Here is a 19,117-nt window from a genome sequence, read left to right as displayed (position 1 = left end):
GCTGCAATTACACGGCAATGACGCCGCCTTAACACCACAATCGCGCGACAAAACACCACGAAAAAAGCCCTGCAATCACGAACAGCCGACGTTCAATCGCAAGCGCTCACCCCGTTCACGATGTTGCAGTGCTCCGCGCGCCAATGACTCTGATCGCTGATGCCGACGCCCACGTTCATGCCGCCGATCGCCGGCCCGCTCGATTGCAGTGCGAGCGGATTCACGCTCACCGGATGAAAGTGCAGGTCGATGCGCGCGATGTGCAAGGCCGTCGGCACCGGCGGCAACGGCGTAGCGACGTCGATGGCGCGCTCGACGGCCTTGTCGTAATCGTGATTGCCGCTCGAATGCAGCAGCTTCACGGAAAGAATGCGGCCGTCAGGCGCGGCGCGGATCGACACCACGGCCTCGGTGTCCACCGACACTTTCTTCGGATTCGAAAACATATTGCCGCCGAGCTTGCAGTTCACGTAGCGCTCCCACTGCCGCGCGTCCAGCGTGGCTTCGGTAGGCGCGGGCGCGCCGCTTTCGGCGACCGACGCGAGGCAGCGGCTCATCACGGCTTCGGGTGAAGGATGCACCTGCGGACCGGCGGCGGCCGGCTCGTCGGAAGCGCAGGCGGCCAGTGCGAGCGCGCAGGGAAAAGCGAGCAGGAGCAGGCGTTTCTTGTTCATTGTGGTTTCGTGTCCCGTCGATAATGAATGCGCACCTCGGCGTGCGCGGGAGCATGCTAGCGCGGCGAGATTGCAGTGCGCTTACGCGGCCCCGGCATCCCGGCGACGCGCCGAGTCGTCCGGCTTGCCCGCGAATGCGCCGATCGCGCGCCACGCCACCAGTTTCGCCGCGAAGTTCATCGACGCGTACGCCGGGCTGCTCGACGGCAGATGCAGGATCGCGAGGCGCGGCGCGTGCGCGCCCAGAATGCGCTCGCCGATGCGCGCCGCCGTGCCGCCGTTGAACGCGATCGCTTCGAGCGCGGGCAGGCTCTTGATCAGCGTGACGAGATCGTTGCCGGCGTGGTCGCGGATCGCGGCGTCGAGACTGCCTTCGCGGCGCGCCTCGGCCACCACGTCCCACAATCCGACCCGATTCGCACGCAGCGCGTGTAAACGTGCGTCGTATTCCATCGCGACGAGGTCGGCACCGATCACGTCTCCCACCAGCGCCCAGAATTTATTCTGCTTGTGCGCGTAATACTGCTGATGCGCGAGCGACGCCTCGCCCGGCAGGCTGCCGAGAATCAGCACGCGCGTGTGCGCATCGACGACAGGCGGGAAGCAGCGTTTGAACGACATGGGCGAGCGCAATGCGATTCAGCGCGGCGCGCCGGGAGGGAGGTTTTGATGCGCACGCGAAGCCGTATGTCCGAGCGGACCGCGCTCGCGCGCCGAATGTGACGTATGCGACGTATGCGCGGCCGACGCCTTGCCAGCCGACTCCGCAAGATACGCCCACAGCGCGGGCAGCATGCATTCGGTGACGAGCAGCGGCTTGCCGTGACGCTCGAACACCGAACGCCGCGCGACGAACGCATGCGGCGCATGCGCGCAGGCAGAACCGGTCTCGCCGATTTCGCGCGCTGCGAGCGCATGCAGCGGATGCCGCGCGCTCACGCGCCGGCTCACCAGCGCCGAACGCGCCACGCCGCTATCGCTGTAAAGCAGTTCGGCGAGCGGGCGCGTGCGCAAGCGCCGCATGGCCTGCCAGACGCCGTGACTCGCACCAAGCGGCGTCGCGCTATGCGCCGCCACGAACGGCACGCCATCGACTTCGAGCACGATCTCGCGCACCCATGCGCGCTCGCGCGGCGCGAGACCGAGTGCGGCACATTCGTCGGACCAGGGCATATCGACGGCTTCGCGCGTCACGCGCACCCGAACCTGGCCGAGCGTGCGCAAATGCGCGGTGAGCGAACCGCCGCGCGTGAGCCAGTCTTTCTGGGCGGCGCTGAAGGCCGCGAGGGGCGCGACGCGCCAGTGCGCGTCGGCGGCATCGAATCGGATAGGCATGGCGCGATTATAGGCTGCGCGCAGTTAGGACGATTCGTATGGCTGCACGAGATGGGACGCGGAAAACTGCCGGATACGCCGACGTGCATTCTGCCGCCCCCCGGCCAGACACGCTCGGTGCACCAGGAGACTCGCATGGCAGACAACCGGAAGCAGACCTCGCAAAAAGTCAGTCGTCTCGCGGCGCAAACGCTGCATGACCCCAAGGCGTCCGCGATCAAGAAGCGCCTGGCCGCTTCGGCGCTCGCGCAATCACACACATCCAAACAGACCGGCGCCACGATGGAGCACGAGGCGAGCGAAGTCCTGCACAGCCCGAAATATTCGGCGGAGACCAGGACGCTCGCGGCATCGGTGCTTGCCCAATCCAGCAAGGAGCGCAAGGCCAAATAAAAAGCACGCCGCAGGTTTCCCTGCGGCGTGCCCTTTCTTGCGTCGGCGCTCCGGCGCTACAACTTAGCGCGCCAGCAACAGCGCATTCGTGCGCTTCACGAAGCTCGCCGGATCTTCGAGCGAGCCGCCTTCGGCCAGCATCGCCTGATCGAACAGCAGATGGCACCAGTCCGCGAAATTGGGGCTATCGGCGTGCAGTGCCTTGACGAGCGGATGCTCCGGATTCACTTCGAGAATCGGCTGCATCTGCGGCGCCTGCTGGCCGGCGGCCTTGAGCATGCGCTGGAGATAGCCGCTCATGTCGTTGTCGTCGGCCACGAGGCAGGACGGCGAATCGGTCAGGCGGAACGTCAGACGCACGTCCTTGGCCTTGTCCTTGAGCGCTTCCTTCATCTGCTCGACGAGCGGCTTGAGTTCTTCGCTGACCTTCTCCTGCTGCTGCTTTTCCTCGTCGTTGAGCGCGCCCAGATCGAGGTCGCCGCGCGCCACGCTCGCGAGCGGCTTGCCGTCGAACTCGTTCAGGAACGACAGCATCCATTCGTCGACGCGGTCCGTCAGCAGCAGCACTTCCACGCCCTTCTTGCGGAACACTTCGAGGTGCGGGCTGTGGGTCGCGGCCTGCCAGGTGTCGGCGGTCACGTAATAGATCTTCGACTGCTCGGGCTTCATGCGCGCGACGTAGTCGGCGAGCGAGACGCTCTGCTCGGACGTGTCGTTGTGCGTCGACGCAAAACGCAGCAGCTTCGCGATGCGGTCCTTGTTCGCGTGATCTTCGCCCACGCCTTCCTTGAGCACCTGGCCGAACTCGCTCCAGAAGCCGGCAAACTTCGCCTTGTCCTCGTCCTTCGCTTCGGCGTCGGTCTGCGCGTTCGCGAGTTCTTCGAGCATCGACAGCACGCGCTTGGTCACGCCGTCGCGAATCGCCTTCACGTCGCGGCTTTCCTGGAGGATTTCGCGCGAGACGTTCAGCGGCAGATCCGCCGAATCGACCACGCCCTTCACGAAGCGCAGATAGTTCGGCAGCAACTGCTCGGCGTCGTCCATGATGAAGACGCGCTTCACGTAGAGCTTCAGGCCGCTCTTGTGGTCGCGGTTCCACATGTCGAACGGCGCGTGCGCGGGCACGTAAAGCAGTTGCGTGTATTCGCTGCGGCCTTCGACGCGGTTATGCGTCCACGCGAGCGGGTTCTCGTGATCGTGCGCGAGATGCTGATAGAACTGCTGATACTGCTCGTCGCTGATCTCGCTCTTCGAACGCGTCCACAGCGCGCTCGCCTGGTTGATGGTCTCGAACTCGTCCTTCGTGACCATCTCGCTCTTTTCGGCGTCCCATTCCTCGGCCTTCATTTCGATCGGCAGACCGACGTGATCCGAGTACTTCTGGATGATGCTCTTGAGCTTGTGCGACGACAGCAGTTCGTCCTCGCCTTCGCGCAGATGCAGCGTGATGGTGGTGCCGCGTTGCGCGCGCTCGATCTTGTCGACCGAGAATTCGCCCTCGCCCGCGCTTTCCCAGCGCACGCCTTTGCTCGCCGGCAGACCCGCGCGGCGCGTTTCCACGGTGATCTTGTCCGCGACGATAAAGCCCGAATAGAAGCCCACGCCGAACTGGCCGATCAGCGCCGCGTCCTTCTTCTGGTCGCCCGAGAGCTTGCCGAAGAACTCCTTGGTGCCCGAGCGCGCGATCGTGCCGAGGTTCGCGACGGCTTCGTCGTGGCTCATGCCGATGCCGTTGTCCTCGATCGTGACGGTGCGCGCCGCCTTGTCGTAACCCACGCGGATGTGCAGGTTCGGATCGTTTTCGTAGAGCGCGCTGTTTTCGAGCGCTTCGAAGCGCAGCTTGTCGGCGGCGTCGGAGGCGTTCGAGACCAGTTCGCGCAGGAAGATTTCCTTGTTGCTGTACAGCGAATGGATCATCAGGTGCAGAAGCTGTTTCACTTCCGCCTGGAAGCTCATGGTTTCTTGTGCCATGTTCGAGGGTCCTCGTTCGTTGTAATTGCGTTGCAATGCGTTGAATTCAAAGCCGCGTGCGCGAGTCGTTTCAAGCGACAGTTCGCGGCGTAATGCGCGCATAAATGGGGGCGCGCGGCGCGGGTTTCAAGAGTGCGGATTTAACCAGATTCACCGCATGTTCAGGCGCCCCGCCGCGCCACCCCGTCCAGATAGCCGGAGAGGAACGCGGGCAAGCCCGGATCGGCGCAGTTCGCGATATTGAAGCGCATCCACGTGGTCGGCGACTGATGGGGCGAGAACAGGCTGCCCGGCGTGAGCAGGAAGCCCGCCTCGTGACCGGCGGCCGTGAGCGCGTCGGCGTCCACGCCGGTGTCGGTCCACAGGAACATGCCCGCGCCCGGCGCCGTGAACAGCTTGCAGCCGGTGCGCTCCAGCATGCGCGCGGCCTTGTCGCGCACGGTATCGAGCCGCGCGCGCAACCGTTCGACGTGGCGGCGATAGTGGCCTTCGGTCAGCACGCGGTACAGCACGCGCTCGTTGATCTCGGGGCTCGTCATGCCGACCAGCATTTTCTGGTCGGCCACGGCCTGGGTCACCTCCGGCGAGGCCGCGACGAAGCCCACGCGCAGATTCGGCGCGAGCGTCTTCGAAAAGCTGCCGAGATAGATCACGCGGCGCAACTGGTCGAGACTCGCGAGCCGCGTGGCCGGATAGCCCGCGGGGCAGAGGTCGCCGTAGACATCGTCCTCGACGACGATGAAGTCGTACTGTTCCGCGAGCCGCAGGATGCGGAACGCCTGGGCCGCCGTCAGCGAGGTGCCGGTGGGATTCTGCAGCACCGAATTGATGACGAGCATCTTCGGCCGCCAGGTTTCGATGAGCGCTTCGAGCGCGTCGAGGTCCGGGCCTTCGGGCGTGTACGGCATGCCGACCAACCGCGCGCCCTGCGAGGCGAAGCGGCCGAACATCTGGAACCACGCCGGGTCGCCGACCACGACGGTGTCGCCGGGCTGCACGTAGATGCGCGCGAGCAGGTCGATCGCCTGGGTGATGCCGGAGACCAGCACGATCTGCTCGGGCGTGGCGCCGATTTCGAGTTCGGCCATGCGCGTCTGCAATTGCTGGCGCAGCGGCAAAAAGCCTTGCGGCGAGCCGAAGCCGAGCAGTTGCGTGCCGCTCTGGCGGCCGAGCGAGCGCATCGCGCCCGCGAGCAATTCGCCGTCGAGCCAGCGTGCGGGCAGATAGCCGAGACCCGGCCCTTTTTCCGGATGCGTCGACTGGTGAAGCATGTTGCGCAGCAGCCAGACCACGTCGAGCGTGGGCGGCGCCGGCGGTTCGGCGGACGTCGGCGTCTCCGCGCCCGCGCGCCGTTCGAGCGGCGTGACGGAGGCCAGATTGCCGAGCCGCTCGCGCACGTAGAAACCCGATCCGCGCCGCGAATCCAGATAGCCCTGCGCGACGAGACGCTCGTACGCCTCGACCACGGTGAAGCGCGACACGCCTTTATCGAGCGCGAGCTTGCGGATCGACGGCATGCGCATGCCGGGCCGGAACACGCGTTCCTCGATGCGGCGGCGTCCCCACTGGACGAGCTGGTCGACGAGCGTGAGCGTGGCCGCGTCGTGCGGGGCCGGAATCTGGTCAAGCGGGACGGACGACATGGGATCTCCAACTGTACCGAGCACTATCGGAGCGATTGTACCGTTACTGTCCGCAGCCATACCGGTACATTTATTCACATGCGTACCGGTAAGGATCCGGCAACACGGGTACAGCGCCGTCCTGCTGTACTCAACCGTACCGAACCGTACTGCGCGCTGTTCCAGCTTTTCCCTGCGGCTGTCCTCGCCGCTGTATCTTTCCGTCCGCTCGACCGTCCTCACATGACCGCTACGCCGCTTCGTCTCGATCATCTCGTCGTTTCCGCCCGCACGCTGGAAGAAGGCACGCAATACGTGGCGGACACGCTCGGCGTCGCGCCCACGGGCGGCGGCGCGCATCCGCTGATGCGCACCCACAACCGCCTGCTCGGTCTGTGGGGCGGCGTCTATCTGGAAGTGATCGCGGTCGATCCGGCGGCGAACGCATCGGGGCAAAGTCAGGGCCAAGGCCGCGCGCGCCTGTTCGCGCTCGACGATCCGGCCGTGCAGGCGCGGCTCGACGCGGGCCCGTACCTTTCGCACTGGGTCGCGCGCGTGGAGCCGCCGCGCAGCCTCGCACGCTGGCGTGCGCAGTATCCGCAGCGCATCGCCGACCTCGTGCCGATGACGCGCGGCAACCTGAGCTGGCAACTGAGCGTGCCGCTCGACGGCGCGTTCCCCGCGTGGCAAGGCGCCGGCGACGGCGTGCTGCCCTCGCTCATTCAGTGGGATACGCCGCGCCATCCGTCGCAATCGCTCGACGAAAGCGGCATCGCGCTCACCTCGCTCACCGGCTATCACCCGCAGGCGGACACGATCCGCGCGCAACTGGACTGGCTCGGCGCTTCGGCGCTGATGACCGTCGAGCAAGCCGATTCCCCCGCGCTCGTCGCGCACTTCGAAACCCCGTCGGGACCGCGATCGCTCGGCGCGCCCGCACGCCGATCTGTCGAGCGCGAATCCGCATAATGAAAGCACGCGAAACCCAGGGCATGCTGCTCGGCCTCGTCGGCGTCATGATCTTCAGTCTGACGCTGCCGATGACGCGCATCGTCGTCACCGAATTCCATCCGCTGCTGAACGGTCTCGGCCGCGCGCTCGCCGCCGCCGTCCCCGCCGCCCTGCTGCTGTGGCTGCGCCGCGAAAAGCGGCCCAACCGGGCGCAGGTCAAGAGTCTCGCCGTGGTGTCGCTGGGCGTGATCGTCGCGTATCCGGTGTTTTCGGCATTGGCGATGAAGAGCGTGCCCGCTTCGCACGGCGCAATCGTCAACGGCCTGCAACCGCTCGCGGTGGCGATCTACGCCGCGTGGCTCTCACACGAGCGCCCCTCGAAGGCGTTCTGGTTCAGCGCGCTGATCGGCAGCGCGCTCGTCGTGGCGTTCGCGCTCCAGGCGGGCGGCGGCGCGCTGCACGCCGGCGACGCGTGGATGCTGGTCGCGGTCGGCATCGGCGCGCTCGGTTACGCCGAAGGCGCGCGCCTCGCGCGGCAACTGGGCGGCTGGCAGGTGATCTGCTGGGCCCTGGTGCTTTCGGCACCGTTTCTGGCGATTCCGGTGGGCTGGCTCGCGTGGGCGCACCACGTCGCGCATCCGGAACCGGTCGCGCTCAAGACCTGGCTCGCCTTCGGCTACGTCACGCTGTTCTCGCAGTTTCTCGGCTTCTTCGCGTGGTACGCAGGGCTGGCGATGGGCGGCACGGCGCGCGTCGGCCAGGTCCAGCTGCTGCAGATTTTCTTCACGATGGCGTTCTCGGCGCTCGTATTCGGCGAGCAGGTCGCGGCATCCGCGTGGCTCTACGCGGCGGCCGTGATCGCCACCGTCGTGCTCGGCCGCCGCGCCGCCATCCGCACCGCGCCCGTGCCCGCGCGCGCTTGAGCGCGTTTCACGTCATAATCCAAGGTTTTCGGCGGCGCAAAAGTCTGGCGCGCCGCCTCGAAAATCGCATCGTTCAGCACCCGTTCACCGAATTTGCCGAATCGAATTCGCCGACCCGAATTCCAGGAACCAACAAGGAGACCCCATGGACCAGAGCGATCTCAAAGCCGCCCCCGCGTGGCAACTGTCCGAGCGTGCAATCAAGCTGACCAGCTCGGCGATTCGCGAAATCCTCAAGGTCACCGAGCGCCCCGAAGTCATTTCGTTCGCCGGCGGTCTGCCCGCGCCGGCCAGCTTCCCGGCCGAGGAAATGCGCGCCGCCGCCGATCGCATCCTGCGCGACGATCCATCGGGCGCGCTCCAGTACAGCGCGACCGAAGGCTATATGCCGCTGCGCGAATGGGTCGCCGAGCGTCACTCGGTGGGCGGCGCGAAAGTGCGTCCGTCGCAGGTGCTGATCACCACGGGTTCGCAGCAGGCGCTCGACCTGATCGGCAAGGTGCTGGTCTCGCCGGACAGCCCGGTGCTGGTGGAAACGCCGACCTATCTCGGCGCGCTGCAGTCGTTTTCGCTCTACGAACCGCGCTACGTGCAGGTGCCGACCGACGAAAAGGGTCTTGTCATCGAAGGCCTGACGCCCGACGTGACGGCCGGCGCGCGCCTGCTCTACGCGATCCCGAACTTCCAGAATCCGACCGGCCGCCGTCTGCCGCTCGACCGCCGCCAGGCGCTCGCCGAATTCGCGAAGCGCGCGCCCTTCCCGGTCATCGAGGACGATCCCTACGGCGCGCTGCTCTACGCGGGCGAGCCGCTGCCGACGGTCCACTCGATGGCGCCCGAGCACATCGTGCATCTCGGTTCGTTCTCGAAGGTGCTGGCGCCGGGTCTGCGCGTGGGCTACATCATCGCGCCCGAGGATCTGCACTTCAAACTCGTGCAGGCCAAGCAGGCCACCGACCTGCACACGCCGAGCTTCACGCAGCGCATCGTCCACGAAGTCGTCAAGGATGGCTTCCTCGATACGCACATTCCGAAGGTGCGCGCGCTCTATCGCGACCAGTGCGAGGCGATGCTCGACTCGCTCGCGCGCAACATGCCCGAAGGCGTGAGCTGGAATCGCCCTGAAGGCGGCATGTTCATCTGGGTCACGCTGCCGCAACAGATCGACAGTATGAAGTTGCTCGAAGAAGCGGTCGCGCAGAATGTGGCCTTCGTGCCCGGCGCGCCGTTCTTCGCGAGCGAACCGCAGCGCAACAAGCTGCGTCTGTCGTTCGTGACCGTGCCGCCCGCGAAGATCGAAGAAGGCGTGGCGAAGCTGGCCGCGCTGATCCGCGCGCGCCTCTGAGGCGCACGCCCGAACCGCGACAAACCCCGTTCAACGTAAAAGGACTCCTGATCATGGCTGACATCAACGTCTACGACCGCCTCAAAGAACTCGGCATCGAACTGCCGACCGCCGGCGCACCCGCCGCGGCCTACGTGATGAGCGCGCAAAGCGGCAACACGGTGTACCTCTCGGGCCACATCGCGAAGAAGGACGGCAAGGTCTGGGCCGGCAAGCTCGGCGACTCGCTCTCGACCGAAGAAGGCAAGGCCGCCGCACGTTCGATCGCGATCGACCTGCTGGCGACGCTGCACGCGCACGTGGGCGACCTCAACAAGGTCAAGCGCATCGTCAAGCTGATGAGCCTCGTGAACTCGACGCTCGACTTCACGGAACAGCACATCGTGACGAACGGCGCCTCGGAACTGATCGCCGACGTGTTCGGCGAGAAGGGCAAGCACGCGCGCTCGGCATTCGGCGTCGCGCAGATTCCGCTCGGCGCGTGCGTCGAGATCGAACTGATCGCCGAAGTCGAGTAAGCGCCGCGTTGCGCGAGCCGTTTGCGCGAGCTTGCGCCTCGCGCGCCGGCTCGCCTCAGCGATACTCAACCGCGCCGCGAGGTGCGGTTTTTTTTCGCCGTACGTTTCCACCCGGATATTGCCGACCATGACACTTCGCAGCGTCCGCTTCAAACAGGTCGACGTCTTCACGTCGCGGCCCTTCAAGGGCAATCCGCTCGCCGTGGTGTTCGACGCCGACGCGCTCGACACCGCGCAGATGCAGGCCATCGCGCGCTGGACCAATCTCTCTGAAACCAGCTTCCTGCTCGCGCCCACCGACGCGCGCGCCGACTATCGCGTGCGCATCTTCACGACCCAGGGCGAGCTGCCCTTCGCGGGCCATCCGACGCTCGGCACCGCGCACGCGTTTCTCGACAGCGGCCGCACGCCGAAAACGCCGGGCCGCCTCGTGCAGGAATGCGCGGCGGGTCTCATCGATCTCGCCGATCGCGCCGATCGCACGCAGGACTCGCAGGAGGCGAAGGCCGAGCCCGCCTGGGCTTTCGCCGCGCCGCCCGCGAGCGTCACGCCGCTGCCTGAATCGCAGTACGACGCATTGCGCGCCGCGTTGCAGATCGCGCCGGACAGCACGGCCATCGACTTCTCCGCGCAACCGTGTGGCGTAAATAATGGCGCGCCGTGGCTCGTGGTGCGCTTCGCAAGCGCCGACGATGTGCTCGCGCTCGACGTCGACTACGGCGCGCTCGCGAGCGTCGCGTCCGGCGTGGGCGCACAGGGACTCGCGGCCTACGGCCCGCACGCGGCGGACGGCCCCGCGACCTTCGAGGTGCGCTGCCTGATGACCGGTCTGGGCAACGGCGAAGACCCTGTCACCGGCAGTGCCAATGCCGCGATCGCGTTGTTGCTCGCGCAGCAGCAGCGCCGCCCCGGCAGACGCTACACCGTGCGCCAGGGCACCGCGATGGGGCGTGACGGCCGCGTTTCCATCGACTACGACGACGCGGCGGGCAAGATGTGGGTGGGCGGCGCGTCGGTCACGGTGATCGACGGCACGATCGCGCTGCCCTGATCGCCCTGCCTTGATCGAGTGAAACGGAAGGAATCCGCCGGGGTGCAACGCCCCGGCATGCCTTTCGAATACTTACCCGGCCTGTGCACCAGGCATGCGCACTGCGCACGCGCGAGGCACGTCCACCAGGCATATGCGCCATGCGTGAACTATGCGCGACACATGATGGACTTAAGCATCGCGCGACCGACTGGCGTATACCCGAGGGGGTACCGCTTCCTTAATCATTCCCCAACCATTAAGATCCAGACATTGGACGCATTGCAGCGTCCGCTGGCCCATGCCCGCGCTTCCCGCGCCACTACCACAGCCGCTCCGCATAGATGCCGCCGATTCAACCGAGCGCCTTGTCGTCGTCCCGGCCGTCGCATCAGCGGCAGGCACCCTCGCGTTCGCCGCGCACACGATGAGCACGAACTGGCGTCCGTTCTCGCGCGAACCGGGCCTGCGTGGCACGACGGGACCGGCCTACACGCGTCCGCGTACGCTGCTCGCGATTCCGCTGCTCGGCGTGCTGGTGCTCATTCTGCTGTGGGCCGTCATCTTCACGCGTCTCTCGGTCGAGAAAGAAGCCACCATGCGCGAGGCCACCGCCTCCGCGGCCATCCTCTCGGCGGCGCTCGAACAGCACACCGTGAAGGCGATCCATCAGGTCGACCAGATCACGCGCTTCGTGAAGTACGAGTTCGAGAAAACGCCTGAGCGCTTCAATCTCGCGACCACGGTCGAGAAAGGCGTCGTGCAGAGCGACTCGCTCGTGCAGGTGTCGATCATCGACGAGCACGGCAAGCTGGTCGCCAACACCGCCGACCCGAATCCCAAGCCCATCGATCTCTCGGACCGCGAGCACTTCAAGGTGCACGAGCACGAGAACGACGATCAGCTCTTCATCAGCAAGCCGCTGCTCGGGCGCGTCTCCGGTCACTGGACCTTGCAGATGACGCGCCGCCTCAATCATCCGGACGGTTCGTTCGCGGGCGTGGTGGTGGTCTCCGAAGACCCGAGCTATTTCACCAGCGACTTCTACAACAACGCCGCGATCGGCCGCGAAGGCGTGATCGCCGTGATCTCCGACACCGGCGCCGTGCTCGCGCGCCGCACCGGCAGCGCCGAACGCGCGAACGGCACGTTCTCGGCGAGCGGCGTGTATCCGATAGCCGAGCACGTCTCGGGCACCTATGTCGATCCGATCGACCACGTGACGCGCATCGTCTCGTACCGCCATATCGACGGCTATCCGCTCGGCGTGCTGGTGGGCCTCTCGCAAGCCGAGGAGTTCGCCGACTACAACCACACGCGCGACGTCTATCTGATGATGGCGACGTTCATCTCGCTCGCCATGCTGTCGTTCTTCGCGGTGGCCACGGGTCTGATCGGCAAGCTGCTGGGCCGCGAGCGCGAGATGTCGCAACTCGTGCAGTACGACCTGCTGACCGGCCTGCCCAACCGCTACGCCACCTTGCAGCGGCTGCGCCACGAAGTCTCGCAGCCCGGCAACCTCGGGCGCCTCGCGATTCTCTTCATCGACCTCGACAACTTCAAGACGGTCAACGACACGCTCGGCCACAACGCCGGCGACATCGTGCTGCAAATGAGCGCGGCGCGTCTGGCCGACGCCGTCGGCGGCTCGGGCACGCTCGCGCGGATCGGCGGCGACGAGTTCGTCGTCATCATCAAGGGCGACGACATCGAGAAGCGCGCGAGCACGCTCGCCGAAACCACCAACGCCGCCTTCACGCATCCGTTCGACGTGCGCGGCAGCGCGTTCGTGCTGCATGCGAGCACGGGCATCGCGCTCTACGCGGTCGCGCACGAAAGCGAGATCGACCTGCTCAAGAAGGCCGACCTCGCGATGTACGCGGCCAAGGAAGCGGGCCGCAACTGCTTCCGCTTCTATTCGCCGCAGCTCGCGCATCGCGCCGACCATCTGATGAAGTGGGAGCAGCAACTGCGCGTGGCGCTCTCCGAAGGCCAGTTGTTCCTCGCCTATCAGCCGAAGATCGATCTGCGCCGCCGCTGCATCACGGGCTTCGAGGCGCTGGTGCGCTGGAACCATCCGCAATACGGTCTGATTCCCGCGAGCGAATTCATTCCGGTGGCCGAGTCGACGGGCCTGATCGTGCCGGTCGGCGACTTCGTCATTCGCACCGCGTGCGCGCAGCTCGCGCTGTGGCAGCAGCAGGGCTACGAAACGCTCTCGCTCGCCGTCAACATTTCGGCGGTGCAGTTCTGGCGCGGCGATCTCTACGAGACCATCTCGCACGCGATCGAAGAAACCGGCATCGCCGCGCACAAGCTCGAACTTGAAATCACCGAGACGGCGATGATGGAATATCCGGAACTCGTCTCCGAGAAGATCTTCGCGCTCAAGCGCCTTGGCGTGCGCGTCGCGCTCGACGACTTCGGCACGGGCTATTCGTCGCTCTCGTATCTGAACCGTTTCGCCGTGGACACGCTCAAGGTCGACCGCTCGTTCGTGCAGGCGATTCCCGCCGACCGCAGCGTTTGCGTGATGGTGTCGGCCATCGTCAATCTCGCGCGCTCGCTGGGGCTCACCGTGGTCGTCGAAGGCACGGAAACCGAGGAGCAGATCGCGTGGCTCGCCGCGCTCGGTCCGATCGAGGCGCAAGGCTTCCTGTTCTCGCGGCCCGTGCCCGTGGAAGGCGTGCCGGCGCTGATCGAGCGCTTCGGCGTATGCGGCGCGGCGCAGCCGGGTTCCGGCGCGAGCGAGCAGCGCACCGAGCGCGTGAGCGACGCTTCGCAGCCGCGTTGATGAGAAGTTGATCGAGCGCTGAGCGAACGTCGAGCGAACGTCGAGCGTGAATTAGCGCTTCGACGCCCAAACAAAAAAGGCGCACCCCGATGGGTGCGCCTTTTGTCTTTCGACCCGGGCGTCAGCCTGCGTCAGCGCGCACGCTTCGCGCCAAAACCACCGAAGAACGCCCGCGCATTGTCTTCGAGACTTTCGAGGTGGTAACCGCCTTCCTGCACGATCACCGAAGGCAGACCGAGCGCGCCGATCGCTTCGCCGAGCTTGCCGAAGCCCTCGGTGCTCACGGCCACCTTCGACTGCGGATCGTCCTTGTAGATGTCGAAGCCGAGCGCGAGCACCAGCGCGTCGGGCTGGAACCGGCGCAGCACGCGCAACGCCGACTCGACGCGCTCGAAGAACACATCCTCGCTCGCGCCATGCGGCATCGGCAGATTGACGTTGTAGCCCTCGCCCTCGCCCGCGCCGCGCTCGTCTTCGTAGCCCGCGACCACCGGATAGAAGTTGGTCGGATCGCCGTGGATCGAGATGTAGAGCACGTCGTCGCGGCCATAGAAGATTTCCTGCACGCCCTGGCCGTGGTGCATGTCGGTGTCGAGAATCGCCACGCGCTTGAAGCGGCTCTTGAGCGACTGCGCCGCGATCGCCGCGTTGTTCAGGTAGCAGAAGCCGCCCGCCGCGTCCGCACGCGCGTGATGGCCGGGCGGACGACACAGCGCGTACGACGCGCCCGCGCCTTCGTTGACGGTTGCCGCCGCGGCCAGCGCGCTCTGCGCCGACCAGTACGCCGCGCGCCACGTGTTCGCGCCGACCGGGCAACTGCCGTCGGCGAGATAACGCGCCGCCTGCGCGAGCACGCCGCGCAGCGGATTCGGATCGCGCACGTAGATGTTCGACATCACTTCGTCGCCCCAATCGTCGGGCATGCGCTTCCATTCGGCGTGCGCTTCTTCGAGGAAGCGCAGATAGTTCATGTCGTGCACGGCCGCGATCGGCGCGGTGCCGAAATCGTCGGGCTCGCTCACGCTGAAGCCGAGCGAATGCGCGGCGGCCACGAGACGCGCGGCGCGCTCGGGCACTTCCTGCGGCTCGCGCATCTGGCCGCGCGACAGATAGGTACGCGGATGGTGCAGCAACTGTTCGGGGTGAAACCAGGTCTTCATCGTTCGTTCTCCGTCATGCGTCGGCTTCTGCGTTCACCGCCTGCGATACGCGCGCACCGGCGCGCGCGGCCACGGCGTTGAGCAATACGTTGGTGCCCGCGGTCACGTCCTCGGGCAGCGCGTCTTCGGCTTCGTTGTGCGAGAGGCCGTCCACGCAGGGGATGAACACCATCGCGGTCGGGCAATAGCGCGCGAGGTGGATAGCGTCGTGCCCCGCGCCGCTCACGATGCATTCGTTAGGATAGCCAAGCGCTTCGACGGCCTCGGCGACGAGACCCACGCACGCGGCGTCGAACGGCGTCGCCGGGCTGGTCCAGCAATGCTGGATCTGCGCACCGAGACCGCGCCCCGCCGCCACCGACGCACAGACGGCGCGCAGATCGCGCTCCATCGCGTCGATCTGCGCATCGTCGGGATGACGCAGATCGACGGTGAACGTGAGGTTCGCGGCAATTGTATTGCGCGACGAATTGGCGACCTGGATCTGGCCGATCGTCACCAGACCGAGCGGCGCGTAGCGCGCCATCACACGCTCGATTTCCAGCGCCATCTGCGCCGCGCCGAAGAAGGCGTCCTTGCGATAGCGCATCGGCGTCGTGCCCGCGTGCGCGGCCACGCCCGTCACCGTCACGTCGAACCAGCGAATCGCCTGGCCGCCCGTCACCACGCCGATGGTGGTGCCGTTCGCTTCGAGAATCGGGCCTTGTTCGATGTGCGCCTCGAAGTAGCTGTCGACCGCCACGCCCTGCACGGGATGCGTGCCGCGCGCGCCGCACGCGTCGAGCGCCGCGCCGAGCGTCACGCCGTCGGCGTCGGTGCGCGCGAGCGCGTCGTCGAGCGTCATCGCGCCGGCGAACACCGCCGAGCCGAGCATCGCGGGCGTGAAGCGCGCGCCTTCCTCGTTGGTCCACGAGCAGATCTCGATCGGCTTCTCCGTGACGGCGTCGGCGTCGTTGAGCGCGCGCACCACTTCGAGCGCGGCCAGCACGCCATACACGCCGTCGAAGCGGCCGCCTTCGGGCTGCGTGTCGAGGTGGCTGCCCATCATCACGGGCGCGGCGTTCGCGTCGGTGCCGGCGCGGCGCGCGAACAGGTTGCCGACTTCGTCGGTCCACACGCTCATGCCGGCTTCGCGGCACCACGTCGCGAACAGCTCGCGGCCGCGGCGGTCTTCTTCGGTGAGCGCGAGACGGCGCACGCCGCCGCCCGCCGTCGCACCGATCTTCGCCATCTCCGTGAGACTCGCCCACAGACGCGGGCCGTCGATATGCAGAAGTGCTTTCATCGATTCAATTCCTGGTTTGTTGCCTGATTCTTTGCGTGACTCTTTGCTTCACAAGGCGAATTACAGGCGCGTCAATGCGAACCCACGGCCTTGGCGGCGGACTCGTCGTGCGCGTGCTGGCTGCGGCGCGCATCGAGCCCGACGATGCAGAACAACGAGATGCCTGCGAGGCAGGTGTAGAACACCGCCAGCGGCCACCACTGGCCCGTGTAGCGATGCGCGAGCCAGGTGCCGACGAGCGGCGTGAGACCGCCCGCGATCGCGCCGCACACCTGGTACGAGAGCGAGATCGCCGAGTAGCGCACGCGCGTCGGGAACACGCCCGAGACGAAGCCCGCGATCACCGAATAGAAGCTCGCCATGCAGACCACCGCGATGGCGATGCCGATCACCATCGGCACGACCTGGCCCGTTTGCACGAGCATGAACATCGGGTACGGCGAGACCATCGCCGCGACCGCCGCGCACTTGAGGAAGCGCGCGCCGCCCATGCGTTCGGCGAGCCACGCGGCGAGCGGCTGCGAAAGGAACTGGATGAACGCGACGATGAACAGGCAGTCGAGAATCAGCGAACGCGTGATGCCGACGTACTGCGTCGTGTACGCGATCATGAAGGTGTTCGTGAAGTACACGCCCGCGATGCCGATCGTGTTCGCGCCGATACACAGCAGCACGAGGCCCCACGCCGACTTGAACACCTCCGCGACCGGCAGCTTCACGGTGCGGCGCTGATCCTTGAGCTTCTCGAATTCCGGCGATTCGTTCACGCCCAGACGGATCATGATGCCGACCACGAGCAGCACGGCCGAGACGAGGAACGGCAGACGCCAGCCCCACGAGAGGAAATCGGCCTTGTCGAGCGACGTGACCGAGCGGAACGCGAGCAGCGACAGAATCAAACCCGCCGGCGAGCCGAGCTGCGCAAACGAGGCGAAGAAGGTGCGACGGCCTTCGGGCGCATGTTCGCCCGCCATCAGCACCGCGCCGCCCCACTCGCCGCCCACGGCGATGCCCTGCACCACGCGCAGCAGCACGAGCAGCACGGGCGCGAGCGCGCCGACCTTCGCGTACGACGGCAGCAGGCCGACGCAGACGGTCGCCACGCCCATCATCATCAGCGTGGTCATGAGCGCTTTCTTGCGGCCGATGCGGTCACCGAGATGCCCGAAGATCAGGCCGCCGAGCGGACGCGCGAAGAAGCCCACGGCGAAGGTGGCGAACGAAGCCATCGTGCTCACGAAGCGGTCTTCGGACGGGAAATACAGTTCGCCGAACACGAGCGCGGCGGCCGTGGCGTAGATGTAGAAGTCGTACCACTCGATCATGGTGCCGATGAACGCCGCGGCGGCGGCGCGCACCGGTTGCCGGGCGGGGGTTTGCGGGGTGGTCATCTGGTCAGTCTCCTCAGGCGCGAATCGTCTTGCGCGGGTGTTGCACGGGTGTTGCGTGATGTTTTGTCCGGCGTTGTCCGGCGTTCTGCGTCGCATCGAAGCCGACGGCAGGCAACGCGCACGCAAGCTTTATCGCTGGCCACAAATCATTAGTCAAATTTCGCGTTATTATTCAGCGCATAATTCTGGCTTATACCTACGGCGGAATGCCCCGCCGCGCCGCCTTTCGGAGACGCCCATGCGCGCCGACACCACCCGTTTTCTGAACGACCGCCTCGACTGGAATCTGCTGCGCACCTACCTCGCGATCATGCAGGAGCGCAGCCTGAGCCGCGCCGCCGCGCGCCTCTACGTCACGCAGCCCGCCGTGAGCCAGGCGCTCAAGCGCCTCGAAGACGCGCTCGGCCGCAAGCTCATCGAGCGGCGCGGCGCGCAGTTCGTGCCCACCCAGGCGGGCGAAGAGGTGTATCGGATCGCGAGCGACATCTACGGCAACATCTCGCGGCTCGAAACCGAACTCGACGAGCGCACCGCCGACATCACCGGCTCGATCCGTCTGCTCACGGTGAGCCGCATCGAGTCGCGCGTCTACGACGAATTCCTCGCGGAATTCCACGTCGCGTATCCGCGTATCGATCTCCAGATCGAGGTGATGCGCTCGTCGGACATCATTTCGTCGGTGCTGCAAAAGACCGCGACCGCGGGCCTGAGCCTGTGCCGCACGCCCGTCGACAAACTGGAAATGCGCTGCTTCCTGCGCCAGCGCTATGCGATCTTTTGCGGCCGCCATCACCGGCTGTTCGGCCTCTCGCAACTGACGATGGAGGATCTGCTCGCGGAGAATTTCGTGTCGTTCACGAGCGACCAGATCGGCGACAGCCTCTCGCCGCTCACGGTGTTTCGCGATCAGCGCGGCTTTACGGGGCGGATCGTGGCGTCGTCGCCGAGTCTGGACGAAGTGCGGCGGCTGATCTTCGCGGGCTACGGCATCGGCTGCCTGCCCGAGCACGCGGTGAAGGACGATCTGGCGCGGCAGCGCTTATGGCAACTGCCGCCGGAGGAAGGTCTTGCGGACGTCGATATCCACTTGCTGTGGCATCGCGACCGCAAGATGAATGCGGCCGAAGAAGCGTTCTTCGGCGCGATGGAGCGCTGCATGCAGCGTTACGCACTCGCGGAGCGTCTTTGAGTCGCGTTGAAGCGGCAACTCACGACGCGCCGCGAATTGACGACAAAGCGCGCTAAAGCGAAAAAATCAGAACCCGCGCGCCAGCGCCGCCACGCCGATCGTCACGACGCCGAGCACGAGATTGATGAACACGAGGCGGCGCATCGAACCCACGGCGCGCGCGCCGTCGGGCCACTTCTGCGCCTGCACGGCGCGGCGGATGCGCGGAAACACCGCGAAGCGCACGTGACCGAAGATCAGCATCATGATGACGCCCAGACCCGCCATCGCGTGCAGTTGCCACGTGGCGTGACCGCCGCCGAATTGCATCAGCAGGAAACCGCCCGTCAGCAGAATCACGATGATGGAGATGCCGACCCAGTTGAAGAAGCGGCTGAACACCGATTCGATCAGCGGCAGGCGCAACTGCGGCGAAAGATCTTCCAGCGCCGGGCGCAGACAGAAGTGCGCGAACACCATGCCGCCGACCCACACGGCCACGCTCAAGAGATGCAAAAACAGCGCGACTTCGATCGCGTGACCCATGCTTGAAATTC

General features: G+C 66.2%; 17 protein-coding genes. 8 read left to right on the top strand and 9 right to left on the bottom strand.

Translation table 11 applies throughout. From position 1 onward, the window contains the following. Positions 1-92: 92 nt before the first annotated feature. From SB764_RS15600 to SB764_RS15590, 3 genes are all read right to left on the bottom strand, one after another. Positions 93-674: an energy transducer TonB gene (locus SB764_RS15600; protein ID WP_110327594.1), complete on the bottom strand. Its 582-nt coding sequence runs from the start codon at positions 672-674 to the stop codon at positions 93-95. A gap of 81 nt (positions 675-755) precedes the next feature. Further along, positions 756-1,295, bottom strand: coding sequence for a DNA-deoxyinosine glycosylase (locus tag SB764_RS15595; protein WP_110327593.1), 540 nt, complete (start codon positions 1,293-1,295; stop codon positions 756-758). A gap of 18 nt (positions 1,296-1,313) precedes the next feature. Continuing rightward, a complete protein-coding gene (locus SB764_RS15590; protein WP_065063680.1) occupies positions 1,314-2,009 on the bottom strand; it encodes a chorismate--pyruvate lyase family protein in 696 nt (231 codons plus the stop codon). 135 nt (positions 2,010-2,144) lie between these two features. Here SB764_RS15590 and SB764_RS15585 point away from each other — a divergent pair, with 135 nt between their 5' ends. Then, a complete protein-coding gene (locus tag SB764_RS15585; protein ID WP_065063682.1) occupies positions 2,145-2,402 on the top strand; it encodes a hypothetical protein in 258 nt (85 codons plus the stop codon). Positions 2,403-2,465: 63 nt separating this feature from the next. Here SB764_RS15585 and htpG read toward each other — a convergent pair whose 3' ends face one another. Together htpG and SB764_RS15575 are read right to left on the bottom strand one after the other, a co-directional pair. Continuing rightward, the gene (gene htpG / locus SB764_RS15580) at positions 2,466-4,373 is read right to left on the bottom strand and encodes a molecular chaperone HtpG (RefSeq protein ID WP_410864002.1); all 1,908 of its coding nucleotides are present in this window, start codon (positions 4,371-4,373) and stop codon (positions 2,466-2,468) included. 161 nt (positions 4,374-4,534) lie between these two features. Then, positions 4,535-6,016, bottom strand: coding sequence for a PLP-dependent aminotransferase family protein (locus SB764_RS15575; RefSeq protein WP_321942862.1), 1,482 nt, complete (start codon positions 6,014-6,016; stop codon positions 4,535-4,537). A 222-nt stretch (positions 6,017-6,238) separates the two neighbouring features. Here SB764_RS15575 and SB764_RS15570 point away from each other — a divergent pair, with 222 nt between their 5' ends. The 6 genes from SB764_RS15570 to SB764_RS15545 all read left to right on the top strand — a co-directional run bounded on the left by SB764_RS15570 (position 6,239) and on the right by SB764_RS15545 (position 13,556). Beyond that, entirely contained in the window at positions 6,239-6,964 is a 726-nt protein-coding gene (locus tag SB764_RS15570) for a VOC family protein (protein ID WP_065063686.1), read from the top strand. Further along, the gene (locus SB764_RS15565) at positions 6,964-7,869 is read left to right on the top strand and encodes a DMT family transporter (protein ID WP_410863999.1); all 906 of its coding nucleotides are present in this window, start codon (positions 6,964-6,966) and stop codon (positions 7,867-7,869) included. The genes SB764_RS15570 and SB764_RS15565 overlap by 1 nt, the downstream gene beginning before the upstream one ends. Before the next feature lie 145 nt (positions 7,870-8,014). Continuing rightward, a complete protein-coding gene (locus SB764_RS15560) occupies positions 8,015-9,214 on the top strand; it encodes a PLP-dependent aminotransferase family protein (RefSeq protein WP_065063690.1) in 1,200 nt (399 codons plus the stop codon). A gap of 53 nt (positions 9,215-9,267) precedes the next feature. Next, on the top strand, positions 9,268-9,732 hold the full coding sequence (locus tag SB764_RS15555; protein WP_065063692.1) for a RidA family protein: 465 nt from the start codon (positions 9,268-9,270) through the stop codon (positions 9,730-9,732). Positions 9,733-9,859: 127 nt separating this feature from the next. Beyond that, positions 9,860-10,783 (top strand): PhzF family phenazine biosynthesis protein, encoded by a 924-nt coding sequence (locus SB764_RS15550; RefSeq protein ID WP_410863997.1) that lies wholly within the window; start codon positions 9,860-9,862, stop codon positions 10,781-10,783. Positions 10,784-11,189: 406 nt separating this feature from the next. Next, positions 11,190-13,556 (top strand): EAL domain-containing protein, encoded by a 2,367-nt coding sequence (locus SB764_RS15545; RefSeq protein ID WP_110327588.1) that lies wholly within the window; start codon positions 11,190-11,192, stop codon positions 13,554-13,556. A gap of 131 nt (positions 13,557-13,687) precedes the next feature. Here the strand turns inward: SB764_RS15545 and SB764_RS15540 are convergent, their stop codons facing one another. The 3 genes from SB764_RS15540 to SB764_RS15530 all read right to left on the bottom strand — a co-directional run bounded on the left by SB764_RS15540 (position 13,688) and on the right by SB764_RS15530 (position 17,392). After that, positions 13,688-14,716: a histone deacetylase family protein gene (locus tag SB764_RS15540; protein ID WP_065063698.1), complete on the bottom strand. Its 1,029-nt coding sequence runs from the start codon at positions 14,714-14,716 to the stop codon at positions 13,688-13,690. A gap of 13 nt (positions 14,717-14,729) precedes the next feature. Further along, positions 14,730-16,001 (bottom strand): Zn-dependent hydrolase, encoded by a 1,272-nt coding sequence (locus SB764_RS15535; RefSeq protein WP_410863994.1) that lies wholly within the window; start codon positions 15,999-16,001, stop codon positions 14,730-14,732. A gap of 71 nt (positions 16,002-16,072) precedes the next feature. Continuing rightward, a complete protein-coding gene (locus tag SB764_RS15530) occupies positions 16,073-17,392 on the bottom strand; it encodes an MFS transporter (protein ID WP_321901481.1) in 1,320 nt (439 codons plus the stop codon). 238 nt (positions 17,393-17,630) lie between these two features. On the opposite strand from SB764_RS15530, the gene SB764_RS15525 reads away from it, so the two are divergent. Then, a complete protein-coding gene (locus tag SB764_RS15525; protein WP_065063704.1) occupies positions 17,631-18,581 on the top strand; it encodes a LysR family transcriptional regulator in 951 nt (316 codons plus the stop codon). 66 nt (positions 18,582-18,647) lie between these two features. Here the strand turns inward: SB764_RS15525 and SB764_RS15520 are convergent, their stop codons facing one another. Beyond that, on the bottom strand, positions 18,648-19,106 hold the full coding sequence (locus SB764_RS15520) for a DUF4149 domain-containing protein (protein ID WP_065063706.1): 459 nt from the start codon (positions 19,104-19,106) through the stop codon (positions 18,648-18,650). Positions 19,107-19,117: the final 11 nt, after the last annotated feature.

The organism is Paraburkholderia sp. SIMBA_027, from assembly GCF_046535315.1.
GTDB classification, from domain to species: Bacteria; Pseudomonadota; Gammaproteobacteria; order Burkholderiales; family Burkholderiaceae; genus Paraburkholderia; species Paraburkholderia tropica.
This window is presented reverse-complemented; position numbering and strand designations above follow the sequence as displayed.

Bases quoted from the DNA above. Each gene is read 5' to 3' on its own strand.
- SB764_RS15565 (WP_410863999.1), top strand. From the start codon at position 6,964: ATGAAAGCACGCGAAACCCAGGGCATGCTGCTCGGCCTCGTCGGCGTC.
- SB764_RS15545 (WP_110327588.1), top strand. From the start codon at position 11,190: ATGAGCACGAACTGGCGTCCGTTCTCGCGCGAACCGGGCCTGCGTGGC.
- SB764_RS15570 (WP_065063686.1), top strand. From the start codon at position 6,239: ATGACCGCTACGCCGCTTCGTCTCGATCATCTCGTCGTTTCCGCCCGC.
- SB764_RS15520 (WP_065063706.1), bottom strand. From the start codon at position 19,106: ATGGGTCACGCGATCGAAGTCGCGCTGTTTTTGCATCTCTTGAGCGTG.
- SB764_RS15540 (WP_065063698.1), bottom strand. From the start codon at position 14,716: ATGAAGACCTGGTTTCACCCCGAACAGTTGCTGCACCATCCGCGTACC.
- SB764_RS15555 (WP_065063692.1), top strand. From the start codon at position 9,268: ATGGCTGACATCAACGTCTACGACCGCCTCAAAGAACTCGGCATCGAA.
- SB764_RS15575 (WP_321942862.1), bottom strand. From the start codon at position 6,016: ATGTCGTCCGTCCCGCTTGACCAGATTCCGGCCCCGCACGACGCGGCC.
- SB764_RS15535 (WP_410863994.1), bottom strand. From the start codon at position 16,001: ATGAAAGCACTTCTGCATATCGACGGCCCGCGTCTGTGGGCGAGTCTC.
- SB764_RS15585 (WP_065063682.1), top strand. From the start codon at position 2,145: ATGGCAGACAACCGGAAGCAGACCTCGCAAAAAGTCAGTCGTCTCGCG.
- SB764_RS15530 (WP_321901481.1), bottom strand. From the start codon at position 17,392: ATGACCACCCCGCAAACCCCCGCCCGGCAACCGGTGCGCGCCGCCGCC.
- SB764_RS15600 (WP_110327594.1), bottom strand. From the start codon at position 674: ATGAACAAGAAACGCCTGCTCCTGCTCGCTTTTCCCTGCGCGCTCGCA.
- SB764_RS15560 (WP_065063690.1), top strand. From the start codon at position 8,015: ATGGACCAGAGCGATCTCAAAGCCGCCCCCGCGTGGCAACTGTCCGAG.
- SB764_RS15590 (WP_065063680.1), bottom strand. From the start codon at position 2,009: ATGCCTATCCGATTCGATGCCGCCGACGCGCACTGGCGCGTCGCGCCC.
- SB764_RS15550 (WP_410863997.1), top strand. From the start codon at position 9,860: ATGACACTTCGCAGCGTCCGCTTCAAACAGGTCGACGTCTTCACGTCG.
- htpG (WP_410864002.1), bottom strand. From the start codon at position 4,373: ATGGCACAAGAAACCATGAGCTTCCAGGCGGAAGTGAAACAGCTTCTG.
- SB764_RS15595 (WP_110327593.1), bottom strand. From the start codon at position 1,295: ATGTCGTTCAAACGCTGCTTCCCGCCTGTCGTCGATGCGCACACGCGC.
- SB764_RS15525 (WP_065063704.1), top strand. From the start codon at position 17,631: ATGCGCGCCGACACCACCCGTTTTCTGAACGACCGCCTCGACTGGAAT.